An 18,988-nucleotide genomic window follows, 5' to 3' on the forward strand; every position below is an offset into this window, starting at 1 on the left:
CCCGGGGAGGTGCGGTCATGAGCGGACAGGTGCTGCAGGCGGTCTCAGAGGACCAGTACGGGGCGCAGGCGCAGGCGACGGTGGCTCTCGCGCACGACTACTTCACCCAGCGGGGAGGAGCCGAGCGTGTGGCGCTGTCCATGGGACGCGCGTTCCCCGGCGCGTCCCTGTACACGACGCTGTACGAGCCGGCGCAGACGTTCCCCGAGTTCGGCGCCCTCGACGTGCGGCCCTCCGCGCTGAACCGGCACAGTCTGCTGCGTCGCTCGCACCGCCTCGCGCTCCCGCTGCTCGCACGCGACGTCGACCGCATCCACGTCGACGCCGATGTGCTGCTGGCCAGCTCCAGCGGCTGGGCCCACGGCATCCGCACGACCGGGCGCAAGATCGTGTACTGCCACGCCCCGGCGCGCTGGCTGTACCAGACCGACCGGTACGCGAGCGGCGGCTCGGTGCGCGGCGCCGCGACACGCGCGGCCATCGCCGCGCTGGGGCGGGGCCTGCGGCAGTGGGACCGTGCCGCGGCGCTGTCGGCCGACCGCTACCTCGTCAACTCGACGGTCATCCAGCGGGCGGTGCGCGACGTGTACGGAATCGAGGCCGAGGTCGTTCCGCCGCCGCCGGCGTGCCTGCCGTCCGGCGACGAGGACGCGGCTCCAGGGATCGAGCCCGGCTTCCTGCTCGTCGTGGCGCGGCTGCTGCCCTACAAGAACGTCGACGCCGTGGTGCGCGCCGCATCGCTGCTCGGGGACGTGGACCTCCTGGTCGTCGGCGTCGGACCCGATCGCGACCGCCTGCAGTCCATCGCGGGACCTCGCGTGCGCCTGCTGGGATCGGTGACGGATGCGCGCCTGCGCTGGCTCTATCGGCACGCCTCGGCGCTCGTCGCGGCCTCGTACGAGGACTACGGTCTCACGCCGCTGGAGGCGGCGACGTTCGGGCGCCCCACGCTCGCGCTGCACGACGGCGGGTTCCTCGACACCGTGCGGAACGGGACGAGTGGACTCTTCTTCGACGCACCGGATCCGGAGCAGATCGCGAGCGCGGTCGAGCGCGCCCGGGCGACGTCGTGGGACGCCGCCGCGATCAGGGCGCATGCCGAGAGCTTCAGCGAGCCGCGCTTCATCGAACGTCTGCGCGCCGTCGTGACCGAGGTGGCCGAGGGGGCGCCGGCGCGCGTGAAGACGCCGCTCGTGGCCGAGGGGAGCCTCGTCAGCGCACCGGCATCGCGTCCGCAGCCCGCCGCCGGCCTGCTGCCGAGCCCGGTGGCCGCGTAGGAGGCGCGGCTGCGCTTCACCTGGCCCGGCGGCTCGCCCGCCGAGCCAGGCCGTCGAGCAGGCCGCCGGGGGCCGTGCGCAGCGCCCACCACAGCTCGCCTGCGGCGGCGGCGGGATGGCGCTCCCGCAGTGACGATCGCGCCCGGCGGGACGCACCCCACCACGCGAAGCGCGCATTGCCGCGGAGGCTCTCGTCGAACGCGGCGACGAGCTCCGCATCACCGCGCTCCACCGCGCTCCAGCGGTGCAGCCGCAGCACGCGGTCGATGCTGCGCGTGAGCTCACGGTGGCGGCGCGTGGTGTTCGTCGAGGTCGCGCGATAGTCCACGAGGCGCTCCGGGACGAACGCGAACGATCCGCGTTCCGCGAGGCGCAGGACGAGGTCCAGGTCCTCGGCGAGCGCCAGGCGCGAGTGGAATCCGCCGACGGCGTCGAACGAGGCGCGGCGGATGACGAGATTGGGCAGGATGATCCCGGTGATCCGCCGTGCGACGTCCAGCCGAGACGTCACCGCGACCTGGTCCGCCGGTGCGAGCTCGCGCCGCCCGGTCGCGTCGACGGTCCTCATGCCGCAGTAGCTCGCGACCGCGCCAGGGTCCTCCTCCAGCGCCGCGACCTGCCGGCGCAGCCGCTCCGGATGCCACCGGTCGTCGTCGTCGAGGAACACCACGTAGTCGCCCGTGACCTCCGCGGCGCCCACGTTGCGCGCGATGCTGACGCCGGAAGGCGGGATGCGCACGGTCCGCGCGCCGACGGCTGACGCGGCGGCGGCGACGGCGGCGGCATCCGGGGATCCATCGTCGACGACGAGGATGTCCACGGCCGGATGCGTCTGCGCGACCGCGGACTCCAGGGCCTCTCGCAGGTAGGGGCTCACGCGGTTGGTCGCGACGACCACGCTCACCCGCGGATCGGTCACGGTCGCTCGTCCGCGACGGCCGCGCGCGGTGCCCTCGGTCGGTAAGTCTGCTCAACGGCCACGGGCCCGCGCTGGAAGAGCAGGCCGCGCTCACGCGCCGCGCGGCGCCGATCGCCGCGCAGCAGCAGGCGCCGCGGGAGGCTGCCCACGACGACCGACCAGCGCGCGAGCTGCCACCCCCACACGCCGTGGTGCTTGCGCAGGAACCGCTCCTGTCCCGCCTGCAGGAAGACTTCGCGCCGGGCGGCGTCGGAGCTCGTCGCGGCGCCGACGTGCAGCGCGGTGACGTCCTCCCGCACGATGTTGCGCCATCCGGCGAGGTGCGCGCGGTACTCCCAGTCGGCCTCCTCCGCGTACAGGAAGAACTCCTCGTCGAACCCGCCGACGCGCTCCAGGGCGGCGGCGTTGAGCATCAGCACGGAGCCGATGACGTACTGCGCGCGAACCGGCACGAACCGCTCCAGCCGCACGGTCTTCGCCAGGTACTCCAGGGGATCCGGGTACGGCCACGTGATGCGGGAACGGTGGCCGTCCGCGTCCAGCTGCGCGGGGCCGACGCTCGCGATCCCCGGCTCGGCGTGCAGGGTCTCCTGCAGCCGCCGGATCGCCTCGGGCTCGACCACCGCGTCCGGGTTCAGCAGCAGCACGTCCGAGCCGGGCGTCCGCCGGCGGGCGAGCGCGTGGTTCACGCCGGCGCCGAAGCCGAGGTTGGCCCCCGGATCCCAGTACGCCGCGCCCGCCTCGCGCGCGATGGCGGCGATCTCGGGCAGCGACGAGTTGTCGACGATCGTCACGGCGAAGCCGGCGATCGGAGCGAGGGCGTCTCGCAGCAGATCCGGTGTGCCGTACGCGACGATCACGATCTCCGGATCGAGGCGGTCGCCGGCAGCCGGGCTCGGTCCGGCTGGAGATCTCGAGTTCATGGGCACTCCTCAGCGCGAGCATAGCCAGAGGGTCGGCTCCCGCGCATCGTGGAGGCAGCGGGGGGCACGCAGCGTCCGGCCCGGACTCGGGCGCGGGCGTATCAGGCGCGGGGCACGCGCATCCTGCACTGCAGACGCATTCACGATGTCTCCTCGCGCAAGGGTGGTCCGATGAAGGTACGCGATGTCGCCGTCGGCGACCTCGAGCCGGCGGACGTCGAGCGCTGGACGCGGTTGGCCGAGGGCGCGATCGAGCCGAACGCCTTCCTGGATCCGCGGTATCTGGCGGTCTCGGCTCGGCTCGACCCGTTCGCGGCGCGGCAGCGCGTGCTGATCGCCGAGGACGGCGGCGACATGATCGGGATGATGCCGTACTCGGTCGCGGCCGTCACACTCGGGCGCCGCCGGCTCCGCGCTCTGTCTCTGCGCTGCGACGGCGCGTATCTGCAGGACGCGAGCTCCCGCTTCCACCCTCTGCTGGCGAGCGATCGCGCCGACCGAGCGGCCGAGCTCCTGATCGAGGGGGCGCTGCGTCATGGCGGCGGTGAAGTGCTCGATCTCCGGCGCGTCCCCGAGGGCCATCTCATCGACGCCCTGACCGACGCCGCGCGTCGACGGCGTCTGCCCGTGTACCGGATGGACCGCGAGCACATCCACTGCGTGGACGCGCGCCCCGGGGATGTCGGCGAGCCGACGGACGTCGTCGCCGTCTCTCACCTCGGCGCCACGACCCGCAAGACGCGTCGCAAGGAGATGCGCACGCTGCAGCAGGCGCTCGGGGCGGAGCTCGCGTTCGAGGACCGCGGCGACGATCCGGAGGCGCTGGAGCAGTTCCTCGAGCTCCAGGCCGCGGGCTGGAAGGGGCAGACGGAGTCCGGCGGGAAAGCGTATCTGCCGACCGGGCGGGGGGACTGGATCCGCGCCGTGGCCTCCGCCTTCCGCGAGGACGGCAGGTTCGTCGTGTTCGTGCTGCGCGCGGGGCAGCGCATCGTCCACATGCAGATCGCCTTCCGCAGCGGGAACGCGGTGTTCGGCCTGGCGGACGCCTACGACGAGGAGCTCGGCCACTTCGGCGTCGGCGCGCTGGGGCGCCTCGCGAGCGTGCAGTGGGCGCTCTTCGCCACGGATGCGGACTACTACGATCCGACGATGGACATCGTGAGCGGCAAGGTGGCGCCGATCTTCCCGCATACGCTGCCGGTCGTGACGTACGCAGTCGGCCTGCGTGGCGGCGGCAGGCAGCTCGTGCGCGCGCTGCCCGCCCTGCGACGGGCGCGGGAGTGGGCCGCCGCCGTGCCGCGCGGACGAGGAGCCGTGCAGCGATGAGATCGCCGCTCCTTGTGCGCTCGCGCGAGATCTGGCGCGAACCCGCCCCCCGGGGAGGGGGCTTCGCGGACCTCGCGGTCGCCCCGCTTCCCGGGTTCCTGACGGCGCCGTTCGGCGTCTTCTGCGTGGAGACCGACGATCCGGTCGTCGCCCTCACGTACGACGACGGCCCGCACCCCGCCCACACGCCCGGGATCCTCGACGTGCTCGGGCAGAGAGGTGCGACCGCGACGTTCTTCGTGCTCGCCGAGCAGGTGGCGGCCCATCCCGAGCTCGCCCGGCGGATCGTCGCGGAGGGGCACGAGCTCGCCCTGCACGGCTGGGACCACACCGCGCTGACCACGCTGGCCGACGAGGACGCGCTGCGGCGCATCCGCGACGCCCGGGCGCGCGTCGAGGACGTCACCGGGGTGACCGTGCGGGTCTTCCGGCCGCCCTACGGCAAGCACACCTGGCGGCAGGCGCTCGGCATCCGCCGAATGGGGCTGGAACTGATGATCTGGTCCGGGCACGCGTGGGACTGGGTCGATGCCGAGGTCGAGACCGTGGCCCGCCGAGCGCTGGCCGAGGTGTTCCCGGGCGCGGTCCTGCTGCTGCACGATCATCGGGCCGACCCGCACATGCTGGAGGCGGGCGAGCGCCTGCCCGAATTCGTCAAGGCGGACGTCCTCGACCGGATCCTGGTGGGGCTCGCGGACCGCGGCTTCACGACGGTCGGCGCGAGCGCGCTGCTCGCCGCCCATCGGCATGTGCGCAGCGCCCTGCGTGATCGGATGGCGCGCGAATGACGCCGGCGGTCAGCGTGGTGATCCCCGCCTACAACGCGCGGGACACGCTGGGTGAGCAGCTCGCCGCACTCGCGGCGCAGGACGCCGCGGTGCCGTTCGAGGTGCTCGCGTGCGACAACGGCTCGACGGACGGCACGGTGGAGCTGGTGCGGGCCGCGCAGCGAGAGCGGCCCTGGCTGCGTCTCGTGGACGCGTCCGCGCGGCGGGGGGCGTCCGCGGCGCGGAACATCGGCGCCGCCGACGCCCGCGCCTCGCTGCTGCTGTTCTGCGACGCGGACGACGTGGTGAGCTCCGGCTGGGTGCGCGCCTTCCACGACGCGCTGCAGTCGGCGGCGTTCGCGGCGGGCGCGGTCGAGCACGCCGTGCTCAATCCCGGGCAGGACTGGGACTTCGGGTGGGATCGGCCCACGTTCACCGACCCGGCCCTGCCGCAGCTGCCCGCCGGCGGATCGGGGAACATGGGGATCCGCGCCGACGTGTTCGCCGCGGTGGGCGGATTCGACGAGACGCTCGCCACTGCCGAGGACATCGACTTCTCCTGGCGTGTCCAGCTCGCCGGGCACGACCTCGTCGGCGTGCCCGACGCGATCGTGCACGTCCGCAAGCGCGCGGGCCTGCGTGCGGCGATGCGCCAGGCATACGCCAAGGGCGCCGGAGGCCGCGTGCTGGCTCACCGGTACGCGCTGATCCGGGCCGAGTACGAGCGGCAGAGCCGGTCCGCGTCGGCATCGTTCGGCGCCGGGGGCGGTGGGACCCGCCTCGACCGTCTTCGCCGGCTGCCGGCGAAGGCCGCATCGATCCTGCGCTCGCCGGCGCAGGCGACGCCATACCTGTCGGAGCTCGCCCATCGGGCCGGAAGCCGGCGCGCCGAGATCGACGGCGTCGCGCAGCTGGCGCCGCCGGACCGGCTCCCGCGGGCCGGGTGAGCGGATGAGCGCAGTGATGGTGGATCGGCGCGTCGCCGATGTCTCACTGGCGTCGGGCGTGGCCCTGGTCGTCCTGTTCGCCCTGCTGGTCACGGCGCAGTCCGTGGTGCTGATCCTCGGCGGCGCCGTCACCCCCGTCGTCACCATGCTCAGCCCGGTCGCGGTCCTCGCGGCGCTGTGGTTCGTCCTCGGACGGTCGCCGGTCGCGGTCCGCGTCGCCGCCGTCGCGATCGCGTGCGGTGCGATCGCGCTCAGCGTGGTGGTCGCGACCCTCACGACGGACCGATCCTGGGACGGCAACACCTATCACAAGCTCGCGGTCGGAGCCCTGCGTGCGGGCTGGAACCCCGTGTGGGCGCCGGTTGAAGACTGGGCGGGCTCCGCGGACGGCGGGTCGTTCGCCGTGCTTCTCGAGTCGGACCCCGAGGGGCTGTGGATCGACGCCTATCCGAAGGCGACCTGGCTCTTCGGCGCGTCCCTGGCGCAGGTGACCGGTTCGATCGAGTCGGGCAAGGCCTTCACGCTACTCATGATGATCGCACTGTTCCTCGTCGCCACCGGGTATCTCGCGACGCGGATGCGGCTCTGGAGCGCGGTCCTGATCGGCGCCGTGGCGGCGGCGAACCCCATCGCGGTGACGCAGGTGTTCACGTACTACAACGACGGCCTGATGGGCACCGTCGTCCTCATCGCGGTCGTGCTCCTGTCGACCCTCGTCGACCCCGGTTGGGACCCGCCCCTCTGGTGGCGCCGGGCGTCCCCCGTCGCGCTCGTGTCGACCGTGGTGGTCCTCGCGAACGTCAAGTTCACGGGACTCGTCCACGCGGGGATCCTCGGGCTGGTCTTCCTGGCGTGGCTGTGCGTGCGGTTGCGGGCGAACCGGCGTGCCGTGTGGGCGCTCGCCGGGACCGGTCTCGCGGGCGGCGCGATCGCCCTGGTCGTCGTCGGCGCGTCCTCGTACCTGCGCAATCTCGTGACGGAGGGGAATCCGCTGCATCCGCTCTTCGGTCGCGGCACGGTGGACATCCTCACGCACTTCACGCCCGTGAGCTTCGTCGGGCGCGATCCGGTGTCCAGGTTCGCGATCTCCGTGCTCAGCACGGCCTCGAACTCGGTGCCGCCCGTCGCGGACCTCAAGGTCCCGTTCACGTTCACGGGTGGGGAGCTGCACTTGTTCCGCTCGCTCGACGTGCGCATCGGCGGCTGGGGGGTGCTGTTCGGCGGCGTCCTGATCGTGTCGGTCCTGCTCGGCGTGTACCTGCTCATCCGGTTCGCGCGGACCCACCGGCGGCACCTGCACGTGTTCCTGCTGCCGATCGCGGCGATGGCGATCGGCGTCGTCGCGGTCGACGGCTCCTGGTGGGCACGCTACACACCCCATCTCGTGGTGGTCTCCCTCGTCGTGCTCGTCGCTCTGGCCGTATCCCGGGCGCGCGCGCTCTGCCTCGCGCTGTCCGTCTTGGTGCTCGCCAACTCCGCGCTGATCGGGGCTGTCCAGGTGCACGAGCAGTGGATCCAGCGTCAGGCGGGGTCGCTCTCGCAGGCGCTGTCCTCGGCAGCCGAACGGGAGGGGTGCATCGCGGTCACGGCCGCCGAGCGGCTCATGCTCGCGGATCCTCCGGACCCGGACGCCGCCATGTTCGGCGGCGCCGTGCTCAACGCGTTGGAGGCCGACGGGCGCGCACGGGTCATGACGCGCGACGAGCTGCTGGCCCGGGAACCGGGGGGCAGCCTGGTCGAGTTCGACTCGTCCGGATTCATCGTGATCGCGATCGCTCCCGAGCCCTGCGGCTGAGCCCGGCGGACGCGATCGCGTGGCCGCCGGCCGTCACCCGATCCGCAGCACCGTCGCCGCAGTCCAGACTGCGGCGATGAGGCCCACCGTGACGAGGCTCACCGGGTTGCGGACCGCGTAGACGAGGGGATCGTCGTTCATCTCGCCGCGGAACGCGACGAGCCAGGTGCGCGCGCACCAGTACAGCAGCAGGGGCACGGCCAGCCACAGCGCCTGGGGCGTGCCGTACGCGCCGGTGCTCGCGCTCTGATCGATGTAGAGCACGAACACGAGCACCGCGACGAGAGACGACGAGACCCCGAGCGCCGACACGAGCAGCGTGTCGTCGCGCCCGTAGCCGCGGGCGCGCTCGGCGCCGTACAGCTCGGCGAACCGCTTGACGAGCGCCAGCCCGAAGAAGAAGAAGGTCGAGAACGCGAGCAGCCACACGGTGGGCTCGACGGAGATGGCGACGCACCCGGTGACGACCCGCCAGGTGTAGAGCAGGGCGAGCGTCGTCACATCGATCATGGGCTTGCGCTTGAGCCACAGCGAGTAGAGGTTCGTCGCCACCAGGTAGACGAGCAGGGCCGCGAGGGTCCATCCGTTCACGAGCCAGGCGATCCACAGGCCCGCGACCCCGAGGATCACACCGGTCGCCAGACCCGCGCGGATCGAGATGGTCCCGGAGGCGAGCGGACGCGCGCGCTTGCGGGGATGCTGCCGGTCGGCGTCGAGGTCCGCGAGGTCGTTGAAGGCGTACACCGCCGACGCGCAGAGACTGAAAGCCGCGAAGGCGCCGAGTGCGGCGAGCAGGGCGCTGAGATCCTCGAGCACCTCGTGCGACGTCGCGAGGGGCACGAAGACGAGGAGGTTCTTCGCCCACTGATGCGGACGCAGCTGTCGCAGCCAGGAGCGCCAGGACGCGCCCGTGCGCGTGCGGATCCGCTCGACGGGGATGGCCGCCGCCCGCAGCCGGGCGTCGACGCGCGCGTCCGCGTCCACCGTGATCGCCGCCGCCGCCGAGCTCCACACGGCGAAGTCCTTCGGGCTGTCTCCCACGTACGTCCACGGCGCGCCGCCGAAGTGCGCCGAGATCGCCTCCGCCTTCTGTGCGGAGCGGCGGTTCGGGCCCTCCGGGTCCGTCGCGATGACCGCGTCGAAGAGGCCGAGGTGGTCGGCGACGGCTTGTCCGTAGCGGCGCGCGGCCGCGGTGGCGAGCACCAGCTCGGCGCCCTCGGCGCGCCGACGCGCGAGATCCTCGACGACCTCGCGCTTGTACGGCAGGAGAGCGGCGTCGAGGTCGACGCGCGCGGCGAGCTGCGACTTGAGGGTCACGGGGCCCTGCAGCGTCCACCGGATGATGCGCGCCGCGCCGAGCGGCGTGCGCAGCGCGTGCCGCGCGGCCGACTCCCACAGTAGATCGCTGCGGATCAGCGTGCCGTCGAGGTCGACCGCGATGCGCACTGTCCGGTCCCCGGGGATCGCCCCGGATCGAAGCGGTGCGTCCGTGGCACGGGGCTCGCGTTCCGCGGCATCCGGGTCGTCGTCCGCGGCGTGCGGGAAGACCCACCAGGTGTACGCGACGTACCGGAACGCCGTCGCGACGGCCTGGCCGACGACCGTGCCCCACAGATTGTCCGAAACGACATCGGCCTGTCCCAGCACGGCGCGGGAGAACCACAGGCACGCGAGGTGCAGCAGCACCGCGATCGCGTTCGCGGCCGCGAAGCGCGCGACCTCAGAGGCCGACATCGGCGCTCCGCGGTCGCGGTAGGTCCAGAGCTTGTTTCCGAGATACGAGACGGCGAGGCTGACGAGCAGCGAGAGCGACTTCGCGAGGAGCGGCTGGTCGAAGAGCGGTCCGTGGCCGCCGCCGAACACGAGCAGGTTGTAGAGGGCGGCATCCACCACGAACCCGACGAGCCCTACCGCGAGAAAGGCCGACCCGCGGCGCATGTGGCGCCTGGACAGCTCGCGGCTCATGGTGGTCATGCTCGGCTCAACCCGCTCGAGAGCCGCCGCGCAGCGCGCGACGCGCCCGGTCCCGGATCGCCCGCGCCGCGGGCAGCGCGTGCAGCATCGCGCGTGCCGTGGCGCCCTGGGCGATCACGAGGTTCACGCGATCCCGGCGGTCGGGGTACAGCACCGTGGCCGATCGGTAGAAGGGGTCGACGTCGGGGTCGACGAAGCGCGCGGGGTCGCTGGACGCGAGCCGATGGAGACCCAGGACGCGACCGAGGTGCCCGACGCCGAACCGCCGGAAGGCCTCGTCGTAGGAGTCGAGGAACCCGAAGACGCCGGATCCGGATACCAGGTACACTCCCATGTACAGCACGGCGTCGCCCGCCTCGAGCGAGAACAGCCGCAGCTCGCCGTCGGAGCGGAACTCGTCGAGGATCGAGCGGAACCACTGCTCGGTGGAGTCGTGCAGAGCGAGTGCGAGGCCGCCCGCGTCGGCATCGCCCTTCCAGCCGGAGGCCTGCAGCTCCAGGAACCGCCCCACCGCTCCCGGATCGGCGCTGCGGTCCGCCAGCACGACGGGAGCATCGACGTCGCGTTGGAGGGCGCGCGCGCACCGGCGGAGCTCCTTCACGGTCTTGGCGCCGGCCGTCGGCAGGTCGACATCGGTGACGAGGGCGAGGGGGACATCGGGCTCCTCCGACGCCGCGGCGGCGGACGCCGCGCGACTCCTCGTCGCGAACGCCCACGGCTGACGCAGCTCCTCGACGACGAGGGCGTTCCGCTCGGCGGCGACCTGCGCCAGCGCGGTGGCCAAGGGGCCGTCGCCCACGAACTTGTGCAGCACGACCAGGCCGGGCAGCCTCGCCTGCTTCAGGCCGTCCAGCAGCGCCCCCAGAGTCGCGACGGGATCCTGGTGGTCGATCAGCGGATGATGCCGCTCCGCGTGCATGTGGAGGAAGCGTCCCGCTGTGGACGCGGCGCGGAAGGGGAGGCCCTGCCAGACGGGCTCGACCGTGAAGGCGAGCAGACCCCGCAGTCCGTCGCGGTCCTCGACGAGCACGAGGGAGAGATCCGGCGCGTCCGGATGGAAGCGCAGAGACGGCAGCAGCCACCGTGGATCGAGATAGACGTTGGGCTCGATGGCCCGTTCGGCCAGCTCCCGCCAGCGCGCGATGTCATCCGCGGTGAGCTCGGCCGCACGCACCACGCGCGCCCTCATCGGCCGCTCCCGGCCTGCACGCGGCGCGTGCGCGCGGCGCGGCTCAACCGCGAGTAGGCGCGCAGCGCGGTCTTCTCGACGAGGCCGCGCGATGCGAGCACGTAGGTCTCGTGCGGCGTGATGTCCGGGTACAGCTGGAGGGCGTCCCGCGCGCGGCCCATGCAGGGATCGAACGCGTCGACGCCCGGTCGGGTCAGGGCGCAGTGCAGCGCGACGAGGCGGTTCAGCAGACCGGGGCTGAAGCGGGCGAAGCGCTCGTCGTAGGTGTCGCGCAACGCGAACGCCCATCCGCCGGACATCACGGCCATCGCGATCGCCACCGTGACGCCGCCCCCTCTGAGCTCGACGATCGACAGGTCTCCCGTGGTGGAGAACGCGCGCGCGAGATCCTGCAGCCAGGCCTCCTTGCCGATCACGCGGTAGGCGTGGCCGCTCCGCGCCGAGTCGCCCTTCCATCCGGCCGCCTCGAGATCGAGGAACTCCGACACCGCCCGCGGATCGGCATCGCGCCGGACGATCTCGAGGGGCGCCCCCAGCTCCTTCTCCAGGCCGCGATAACGCTGCCGCAGCTTCCTGCCGGTCGTGCTCGCCAGGTGCGGCGTCCGCGCGACGAGATCGATGGGCGTCGTGTCCTGCTCCACGGGGGGAAGCGCGGGCAGGCGCGTCACGCCCGGGGACGCGTACTCGGACAGGGTGTGCCGCGGCATCCGGAGGTCCGTCGCCGCGCGACGCAGGGCGTCGGCCGCGGCTCCCGTGCGGGGGGCGTCGACCATCGCGGCGAACGCGGGCAGGCGACGCTGGGCCAGACCGTGCAGGAGCAGCCGCGCGGCACGTTCCGGGTCGCCCGCCGCCAGGAGCGGACGGCGGATCGGCATCACTGCGTCCATGAGCGGCCCGGTCGTCGCCGCGGCCATGGGCGAGAGACCGCGCAGCTCCACGGGCGCATGCGTGAAGGCATGCACAGCGACGAGCGCGCCGCTCTCCTCCCGCGCCAGGGCCAGCCTCACCTCGCGCGCCTCCGGCCAGTGGTCGACGCAGGTCCGCAGGAACCGCGGGTCCAGGAACGCGTTCGGCTCGACGGCGGACCGGGTCAGCTCGTCCCAGCCGTCCACGCCTTGGACCGCGTCGGCGAGCGCGACGATCTCGACGGTCACACTTCTGCCCTCTCGTCGACGAGCGCACACGACGCGACCTCCCGTCGGGCGTCGCCCCGCCAGCGTAGCGCGCGGCGTCCCGCGCGCGCGGGCGGATGTGCGGGGCCGCGGCGACGCGTGCGCGGTCCGGATGCGGTCATGCCGATTCCAGCAGCGGCGTCCGCCGCGGCTCCGGGATGCGCAGCCAGGTGGGCCGGTCGAAGAGCCCCGGGACACGTGCAGCGACGCGGTGGATGAGCAGGCTGACCGGGATCGCGATGGCCACGAGCAGCGGAACCAGGAACGGGACGAGCGCGGGGGGCCAGAAGGGCACGAGCCCGAGCAGGAAGATCGCGAGCGTCATGACGTACCAGTGCAGGACGTAGACCGGGAGCGTGTTCGCGCCGAGATGGGCGAGCCAGCCGAACCCGCGCGCACGCGCGAGGGCGATGGCGAGTCCGCAGCCGGCGGGCACGGCCAGCACGCTCATCGCGAACCAGACGACGACGTTCTGAGGCACCGCGAGGACGCGGAACAGCACGATCAGCGCCGCGTAGGCGATCGGAGCCGCGATCGCCTGCCAGAGCCGCACGCTCGGCACGAGGGCGCGCAGGCGCGGTCCCACGGCCACGGCGAGCAGGAAGAAGAAGTAGTACCGCCCGATCTTGCTCCACTCGTCCGTGAGCGGCGGCAGCAGTCGGCCCGTCTGGAACAGGCCGGACGCCACCGCGGCCACGAGGAGTTGCACGACCATCGGGATCCGGCGCGTCGCCCAGGCGACCAGGAAGTACAGGATCACGCCGTACACGAACCACGTGGCCGCATTCGGCCACACGGGCAGCAGCAGCAGCGCCTCCCACATCGGCATGCCGGGGTCCGCGACGAAGGGGATGAACTGGGCGACGACGAGACCCAGCGCGGTCCAGAGACCGTAGACCCAGATCAGCCGGAGCAGTCGGCTGTCGACCAGCCCGCGCAGGTCCTTCGCCAGCGCGCGCTGCGCGAAGAGGCCGGCCGTGAAGTAGAACAGCGGCATCCGGAACGTCTCGATGATGCCCGAGTAGTGGTCCCACTGCCATTCCGGCAGGGCGTCGAGGTAGTCGAAGTTGGCGTGCAGGAGCACCACGAGGATGATCGCGACGCCCTTCGCCGTGTCCACCCACTGCTCGCGCGGCTTCGCGGGCTTGTCAGTCATTGTCGCTTCTCTCTCATGCGCGCTCGGGGAGGGGGGATGATGCTCGGAGGTCGCGCGGAACGCCTCGCCGGCGGGCGAGCCACCACGCGGCGAAGATGCCCAGCAGCTCCCACTCGATGAGGAAGAGGTCGATCACGCGGTACATCGTGAAGTCGAGGCCCATCAGCGCGCCGATCGTGGTGTGCATCAGGATCGCCGAGACGAGGAACGCGCTGCGGAGCTTCGGCACCAGCGCCAGGAAGCCCGACAGCTCGAGGCAGACGGTCGCGACGGAGATCGCGACGAGCGCGCCGGGGGTGTGGGCGATCCAGTCGGCGAGGCCGGCGACGAGGCCCGAGGGATAGTGCCCGAACGTGGGGTTCGCATACGTGTACATCTGCAGGCCGAAGTCGTCGCGCCACGTCGCGGGCCCGCCGCCGACGATGTACACGTGCGATCCGGCGGTGAACCCGCGCAGGTAGAAGCCGAGCGTCTCGCCGTTGAGCCAGCCGAGCCCCCCGAAGCGCAGCTTCGACAGGCCGGACGTCGTGTACGTGATGGCGACGAGCACCAGGATGAGCGTGACGCCCCACTTCCGGTACGGCGCGGCGAGCCACCCCCAGACGTCCGGCCGGCCCCTGCGCCACCACCGGATCGCGCTGTCGACCGAGACGAGGTCGGTGCCGGGTGCGAACGCGAGCACGGCCAGCACCTGCGTCGCCAGCGAGGACTCGTGGTCGAAGACACCCTGCCCGGCCTCCACCGAGATGGCGAACGCGCCGAGGACGGCCAGCAGCAGCAGCGCCGGACGGGTCGCCAGGCCGATCACGCCCAGGCCCGCGCAGGCGAGCACGACGACGGCAACCGCGGTCGGGTGGCCGAGGAAGACATCCTGCAGCCCCTGCGGCACGAGACCCAGGACCCAGCCCTCGTGCAGGAGGGCGGGGGCGGGATCCTGCCAGCCGCGCACCGTGTTCAGGACGCGCTCCCCGTACAGCAGCGTCAGCACGATCCGCAGCCAGCTGAGCCTGCCGTGCCACAGCACGGGCAGCACCCGCGTCGTCAGGTGCTCGACTCGCCGCGTCATGATGCCCCGCCGTACGTCTGGGTGTAGCGGCGCGTCGCCGTGTCGTAGTGCCCCACGACGGCGGTCTCGAGCAGCTCGCCGGCGCCGTCCACGATGTCGACGTGGAGGACGACCGTGTCGTAGACGACGCCGCCGTGGTCCCGGAGGAAGTCGGTGAGCGGGCCGAAGAACCCGGACAGGCGCGCGTCGAACTGCGTGGGCGTGAGCGTCGCGCGGTCGGGGTCGCGGAACGGCGACGTCTCCGTGAGCGGGCTGTAGGCGAATGAGGCGAACTGGCGCATGAGCTTCAGTTCCCCCCACGCCGTGTTCTCGAGCGGCAGCGGCTCAGCGACGCCGTCGCGTACCCCCTCCATCCGGAACGTGTACAGGGGTGTGTCCTCGTCGACGTACTGGGCGAACATGGGCGCGACCGTGAAGGGGAAGTCCTCGACGCCGAGGGCGATGACGTAGGCGTTGGGGATCAGCAGCGCCGCCGTCACGACGATCGGCAGGGCCCGCGTCCGGAGGGCCGGGCCGGGGTGGCGGCGCGCGCGCGCACCGCCCTGCCGCGGCACGCGTGGCATGCGGTTCATCGGGACCTCCGGGCCGGCGGAGGGCTCTGGGCCTTCGCCGCGAAGAAGGAGCCCTGCCGCCGGCTGGTGATACCGGCGCCGGACGCTCGGCCGATCCCCGGAGACACGGGTCAGGCTCCCGTCGGCGCCGTCTGCGGACGTGCGGCCCGCGGAGCGCGGGCCGGCGTCATCCGGGCGCGGTCCTTGAGGCGCACCGCCCAGCGGATCGCCGGACCCTCGACGAAGCGCATCAGCAGCTCGGCCGCGATGAGGCTCGTGACCGCGCCCGCCACGACGGCGAAGACGGCGGCCGGGATCGAGGGCCCGGTGATCTTCAGGATGGCGCCCATCGTCATCCCTGCGACCGGGAAGTGCACGAGGTAGAGGGAGTAGGACAGGCGGCCCAGGTGGAGCGGCACGCGCCCGTGGCCGCGGGTGAGCGTGCCCGTGACGATGAAGACGTGGATCGCGATCGCCGCGGCCAGCGCGAACCACTCGCCCCACCACGCGTCGGCGCGCGCCGGCGCGAACGCGGCGGTGAGCAGCAGGATCCCGGCGGCGGCGCCGAGCACGGCGAGCATGAACCTGTTCCCGATCTCGCCGCGGACGAACCACGACAGGGTCGCCCCCAGGCAGAATTGCCACCAGAGGCCGATGAACCACGGTCCCGCGGTCAGGCCCAGCAGCGGCATCGAGATCGAGAACGCGCCGAGGGCGAGCATGGCGCCGCGCGCGATCGATCGCCTCCGCAGCGCGTTCGACCGCGCGAGCGCACTCGCCAGCAGCGTCACGGCCACGACCACGAGATAGAACTGCACCTCGAGGCACAGCGTCCACGCGACGGGCAGGATCTCCGGCACGCCGGAGATGTTCTGCAGGTACAGCAGGTTGAGGGCGACCTCGGCGAACGTGAACTCCCGCGTGTCGAAGCCGAGGCGGGCCTCGGCGAACGCGAGGGCGAGCGCGACGGCGATCATGACGTAGTACGGCGGATCGAGCCGGATCTGACGACGCAGCGCGAACAGCCCCCCATCGCCGGGCGTCGCGAGGCGCTGCGTTGTGTACCCGATCACGAAGCCGGAGATGACGAAGAACACTGCCACGCCGTTGCGCAGCGAGCCGACCGCGAGGTGCGCCCACTCGGGCATGCCGCCGGCGAGCAGGTCCCACCACGCCGAATTGAACAGGAGGTGGAATACGAGGACCGAGAGGGCCGCATAGCCGCGGAGCGCGTCGATCGCGCGATATCGCTCGGACGATCGGGCCGTGGACGGCGGCGGGGAGTGCTTCATCGGGACCTCCGGACCCGGCGGCAGGATGGCTGGGGTGCGCCGGCGAGAGGAGAGAGGCCGCGTCGCGGTCCCGTGATACCTACCGTGCCCAGGCCTCCCAGACGCGCTCGGCGGTGCGCTCGATCGCGAAGCGGGCGGCGTCCGCCGCCGCCGCCGCGGCGCGCGCGGCCCGGGCCGGGGGGTCGTCGAGGGCGAGACGGATCGCACCCGCCAGGGCGTCCACGTCGCCCGGCCGTACCAGCAGCCCGAGGGGCGCGACCCGCACCGCGTCGTCGCGCCCGGAATCGGCCCAGCCGGGATCGAGGATCTCGGGGACGCCGCCCGCGGCGGTGGCCACCACGGGCACCCGGGCGGCGGCGGCCTCGACGACGACCTGGCCGAACGGCTCGGGGACGGGCGAGGCGTGCACGAGCAGCGTCAGCTCGCGCAGGTGCGGCCCGACGTCGGGCACCCACCCCGTGAACTCGACGCGGTCGGCGATGCCGAGCGAGCCGGGGAGCGCGCGGATCTCCGCCTCGTACGCGGCCTCGCCGAACAGTGCGGCCCCGACGACCCGGAACCGCACGTCCGGATACGAGGGCGAGACGACAGCGGCGGCCTCGAGGAACTCCCGCTGTCCCTTGGTCGGGCTGACGCGGCCGATGAGGCCGACGAGCGGGGCTCCCTCGGGGGCAGGTGCGGTCTCGAAGGCTCCGGCGGCGAGGCCGGGATAGGCGAGAGTGGCCTTCCGGCGCGCCGCCGTGGGCAGGGTCGCGAGGGTGGCTCGCGAGTTGACGACGATCGCGCGGGGGCCGAGCACCGCGAGCGTCCGCAGGGCGGCGACGAGCGGCGTGGGGAGGTAGTCGCGCGCGAGCCGGTCGTGCAGGTGCCACACCCAGCGTCGCCCGGCGAGCGGCGCGGCGACGGCCGTGAGGATCGCGGCCTTCAGCGAGTTGGCCACGACGAGCTCGGCGCGGGCCTCGCGGATCGCCCGGGCAAGGCGCGGCACGAAGCGCGCCGTGCGCGCGAGCGACCGCGCGAGGGTCGCGGGGGAGAGCACCCGCTCGCGCGAGGTCCCATTGACCGTCGGATCGAGCGCGAGCACGGCGGTCGGGACGCCCGCGGCACGCAGGCGTCCCGCGAACGGGCCCGCACTGAACAACACGGCGCGGACATCGGCACGCGTGCCGTGCAGCCGCTCCAGGACCCGCAGCAGCGCGAGCTCCGCGCCGCCCTCCTGGCCCGTGTGGTCGACGACGAGGACGCGGAGCGATGCGGCGCCGCTCCCGTGCACGGTTGTCGCCGTGCCGTTGTCGGCGGATGCGCGCTGCTCCATCGGACCTCCGGACATCACGGATGGCGTCGGGAACGTCGCCGAGAACCGGGAGGTCGGAGGCCGCCACGTGATACGTGCCGCGGGGTCTGCGCGCGCCCCGCGCCCCGCGCCCCCTAGGGTGGTCGCGTGAGGATCGCACTCGTCACGAGCTCCTACGCGCCGTACGTGGGAGGAGTGGAGGAGCACGTGCGGCATGTCGCCCGCGTGCTGACCGAGCGCGGGCACGAGATCGTCGTGTGGACCGTGGCGCGCGACGGACGCGCGGCCGTGCGCGAGGTCGACGGCATCGAGGTCCGCGACCTGCCGGCACCGCTGCCCGCCCGCTCGCCGCGCGCGATCCTCGGGTTCCTGCTCCGGCTGCCCGGAGCGATGCGGGCGTGGCTCGACGCGGCGCGCTCCGCGCGCCCAGAGGTCGTCCACATCCAATGCTTCGGTCCGAACGGCACCTTCGCGCGCGTCCTGGCGCACCTGCTGCGCGTGCCACTCGTGCTGACGTCGCACGGCGAGACGCTCGCCGACGACGGCGGCGTGTTCGACGCGTCGGCGCTCGCCCGGGCCTCGCTGCGGGCCGCCGTGGCGCGCGCGAGCGCGATCACCGGCTGCTCGCAGGTCGTCCTCGACGACCTCGAGCGGCGGTTCGGGCTCGCGCCCGGCCGCGGCGAGGTGGTGTTCAACGGGATCGACGCCGCCGAGGTCGTCCCCGTCCGGCCCGCGGGACTGCCCTCCCGGTACATCGCGGCGGTCGGCCGTCTGCAGCGGGTCAAGGGCTTCGACCTGCTCGTCGAGGCCTTCGCGGCCGCGGACCTGCCCGCCGACGTGGGGCTCGTGATCGGCGGCGACGGGCCCGAGGCCGGAGTCGTCCGCGAGCGCGCGGAGCAGCACGGCCTCGGGGACCGGGTGCGGCTCCCGGGGCGTCTCGGTCGTCCCGAGGTCGCGGGTCTGCTCGCTGATGCGGCGGTCGTGGCCGTGCCGAGCCGGTTCGAGGCCTTCGGCATCACCGCGCTGGAGGCGTGGCGCGCCGGAGCGGCGCTCGTCGCGACGACCCGGGGTGGTCCGCCCGAGTTCGTCGTGGACGGCGAGGATGGTCTGCTGCGCGACCCCGTCGACACGCCGGCGTTCGCCGCGGCGCTGACGGCGCTGATCGCGGACGGTGCTCTGCGGGACCGACTGGCGCAGCACGGCGGCCGGAGGCTCGACGCGTTCACGTGGGAGGAGACCGCGTCCCGCTACGAGGGCGTGTACGCGCGCGTCGCGACGCTCGCCGCGGCCTCGCGCGCCGGGTGAGAATCGGCGCACATGCCGGGCGCGCCGGGCGCTAG

The 18,988-nt window shown here is 73.1% G+C and carries 16 protein-coding genes; 6 read left to right on the forward strand and 10 right to left on the reverse strand.

Annotation, left to right across the window (positions count from 1 at the left end):
• The first annotated feature begins 17 nt into the window (after positions 1-17).
• On the forward strand, positions 18-1,277 hold the full coding sequence (locus tag AAD528_RS12370) for a glycosyltransferase (protein WP_345752383.1): 1,260 nt from the start codon (positions 18-20) through the stop codon (positions 1,275-1,277).
• Positions 1,278-1,293: 16 nt separating this feature from the next.
• Here the strand turns inward: AAD528_RS12370 and AAD528_RS12375 are convergent, their stop codons facing one another.
• Positions 1,294-2,196 carry a glycosyltransferase family 2 protein gene (locus tag AAD528_RS12375; RefSeq protein WP_345752384.1) on the reverse strand — a complete coding sequence of 301 codons (903 nt, stop codon included), beginning with the start codon at positions 2,194-2,196 and terminating at the stop codon, positions 1,294-1,296.
• Entirely contained in the window at positions 2,193-3,119 is a 927-nt protein-coding gene (locus tag AAD528_RS12380; RefSeq protein WP_345752385.1) for a glycosyltransferase, read from the reverse strand. The genes AAD528_RS12375 and AAD528_RS12380 overlap by 4 nt, the downstream gene beginning before the upstream one ends.
• A 171-nt stretch (positions 3,120-3,290) precedes the next feature.
• Between AAD528_RS12380 and AAD528_RS12385 the strand changes: the two genes are divergently transcribed.
• From AAD528_RS12385 to AAD528_RS12400, 4 genes are read left to right on the forward strand one after another with little or no spacing between them, the layout of a single operon-like run.
• Positions 3,291-4,445, forward strand: coding sequence for a GNAT family N-acetyltransferase (locus AAD528_RS12385; protein WP_345752386.1), 1,155 nt, complete (start codon positions 3,291-3,293; stop codon positions 4,443-4,445).
• On the forward strand, positions 4,442-5,233 hold the full coding sequence (locus AAD528_RS12390; protein WP_345752387.1) for a polysaccharide deacetylase family protein: 792 nt from the start codon (positions 4,442-4,444) through the stop codon (positions 5,231-5,233). Before AAD528_RS12385 ends, AAD528_RS12390 begins: the two co-directional genes overlap by 4 nt.
• Entirely contained in the window at positions 5,230-6,159 is a 930-nt protein-coding gene (locus AAD528_RS12395; protein WP_345752388.1) for a glycosyltransferase family 2 protein, read from the forward strand. The genes AAD528_RS12390 and AAD528_RS12395 overlap by 4 nt, the downstream gene beginning before the upstream one ends.
• Positions 6,160-6,163: 4 nt before the next feature.
• A complete protein-coding gene (locus AAD528_RS12400; RefSeq protein ID WP_345752389.1) occupies positions 6,164-7,954 on the forward strand; it encodes a hypothetical protein in 1,791 nt (596 codons plus the stop codon).
• A 33-nt stretch (positions 7,955-7,987) separates the two neighbouring features.
• On the opposite strand, the gene AAD528_RS12405 is transcribed toward AAD528_RS12400, so the two are convergent.
• The 8 genes from AAD528_RS12405 to AAD528_RS12440 all read right to left on the reverse strand — a co-directional run bounded on the left by AAD528_RS12405 (position 7,988) and on the right by AAD528_RS12440 (position 17,669).
• A complete protein-coding gene (locus AAD528_RS12405; RefSeq protein ID WP_345752390.1) occupies positions 7,988-9,928 on the reverse strand; it encodes a UbiA family prenyltransferase in 1,941 nt (646 codons plus the stop codon).
• Positions 9,929-9,935: 7 nt separating this feature from the next.
• Positions 9,936-11,105, reverse strand: coding sequence for a GNAT family N-acetyltransferase (locus AAD528_RS12410; protein WP_345752391.1), 1,170 nt, complete (start codon positions 11,103-11,105; stop codon positions 9,936-9,938).
• Between the two features lie 8 nt (positions 11,106-11,113).
• The gene (locus AAD528_RS12415) at positions 11,114-12,271 is read right to left on the reverse strand and encodes a GNAT family N-acetyltransferase (RefSeq protein WP_345752392.1); all 1,158 of its coding nucleotides are present in this window, start codon (positions 12,269-12,271) and stop codon (positions 11,114-11,116) included.
• Positions 12,272-12,407: 136 nt separating this feature from the next.
• Positions 12,408-13,445, reverse strand: a complete 1,038-nt coding sequence (locus tag AAD528_RS12420; protein WP_345752393.1) for an acyltransferase family protein — start codon at positions 13,443-13,445, stop codon at positions 12,408-12,410.
• 13 nt (positions 13,446-13,458) lie between these two features.
• Positions 13,459-14,511, reverse strand: coding sequence for a hypothetical protein (locus AAD528_RS12425; RefSeq protein ID WP_345752394.1), 1,053 nt, complete (start codon positions 14,509-14,511; stop codon positions 13,459-13,461).
• Positions 14,508-15,083, reverse strand: coding sequence for a hypothetical protein (locus AAD528_RS12430; RefSeq protein WP_345752395.1), 576 nt, complete (start codon positions 15,081-15,083; stop codon positions 14,508-14,510). Before AAD528_RS12430 ends, AAD528_RS12425 begins: the two co-directional genes overlap by 4 nt.
• 110 nt (positions 15,084-15,193) lie before the next feature.
• Positions 15,194-16,354, reverse strand: a complete 1,161-nt coding sequence (locus AAD528_RS12435; protein WP_345752396.1) for an acyltransferase family protein — start codon at positions 16,352-16,354, stop codon at positions 15,194-15,196.
• Positions 16,355-16,433: 79 nt separating this feature from the next.
• The gene (locus tag AAD528_RS12440; protein WP_345752397.1) at positions 16,434-17,669 is read right to left on the reverse strand and encodes a glycosyltransferase; all 1,236 of its coding nucleotides are present in this window, start codon (positions 17,667-17,669) and stop codon (positions 16,434-16,436) included.
• 126 nt (positions 17,670-17,795) lie between these two features.
• On the opposite strand from AAD528_RS12440, the gene AAD528_RS12445 reads away from it, so the two are divergent.
• Positions 17,796-18,953 (forward strand): glycosyltransferase family 4 protein, encoded by a 1,158-nt coding sequence (locus AAD528_RS12445; protein WP_345752398.1) that lies wholly within the window; start codon positions 17,796-17,798, stop codon positions 18,951-18,953.
• The last annotated feature ends 35 nt before the right edge of the window (positions 18,954-18,988 follow it).

The organism is Microbacterium rhizophilum, assembly GCF_039605615.1.
GTDB classification, from domain to species: domain Bacteria; phylum Actinomycetota; class Actinomycetes; order Actinomycetales; family Microbacteriaceae; genus Microbacterium; species Microbacterium rhizophilus.

What these genes read in the sequence shown, in the direction of transcription:
- AAD528_RS12440 (WP_345752397.1), bottom strand. Translation starts at nt 17,669, where the DNA reads ATGGAGCAGCGCGCATCCGCCGACAACGGCACGGCGACAACCGTGCAC.
- AAD528_RS12405 (WP_345752390.1), bottom strand. Translation starts at nt 9,928, where the DNA reads ATGACCACCATGAGCCGCGAGCTGTCCAGGCGCCACATGCGCCGCGGG.
- AAD528_RS12420 (WP_345752393.1), bottom strand. Translation starts at nt 13,445, where the DNA reads ATGACTGACAAGCCCGCGAAGCCGCGCGAGCAGTGGGTGGACACGGCG.
- AAD528_RS12430 (WP_345752395.1), bottom strand. Translation starts at nt 15,083, where the DNA reads ATGAACCGCATGCCACGCGTGCCGCGGCAGGGCGGTGCGCGCGCGCGC.
- AAD528_RS12390 (WP_345752387.1), top strand. Translation starts at nt 4,442, where the DNA reads ATGAGATCGCCGCTCCTTGTGCGCTCGCGCGAGATCTGGCGCGAACCC.
- AAD528_RS12370 (WP_345752383.1), top strand. Translation starts at nt 18, where the DNA reads ATGAGCGGACAGGTGCTGCAGGCGGTCTCAGAGGACCAGTACGGGGCG.
- AAD528_RS12380 (WP_345752385.1), bottom strand. Translation starts at nt 3,119, where the DNA reads ATGAACTCGAGATCTCCAGCCGGACCGAGCCCGGCTGCCGGCGACCGC.
- AAD528_RS12435 (WP_345752396.1), bottom strand. Translation starts at nt 16,354, where the DNA reads ATGAAGCACTCCCCGCCGCCGTCCACGGCCCGATCGTCCGAGCGATAT.
- AAD528_RS12395 (WP_345752388.1), top strand. Translation starts at nt 5,230, where the DNA reads ATGACGCCGGCGGTCAGCGTGGTGATCCCCGCCTACAACGCGCGGGAC.
- AAD528_RS12385 (WP_345752386.1), top strand. Translation starts at nt 3,291, where the DNA reads ATGAAGGTACGCGATGTCGCCGTCGGCGACCTCGAGCCGGCGGACGTC.
- AAD528_RS12400 (WP_345752389.1), top strand. Translation starts at nt 6,164, where the DNA reads ATGAGCGCAGTGATGGTGGATCGGCGCGTCGCCGATGTCTCACTGGCG.
- AAD528_RS12425 (WP_345752394.1), bottom strand. Translation starts at nt 14,511, where the DNA reads ATGACGCGGCGAGTCGAGCACCTGACGACGCGGGTGCTGCCCGTGCTG.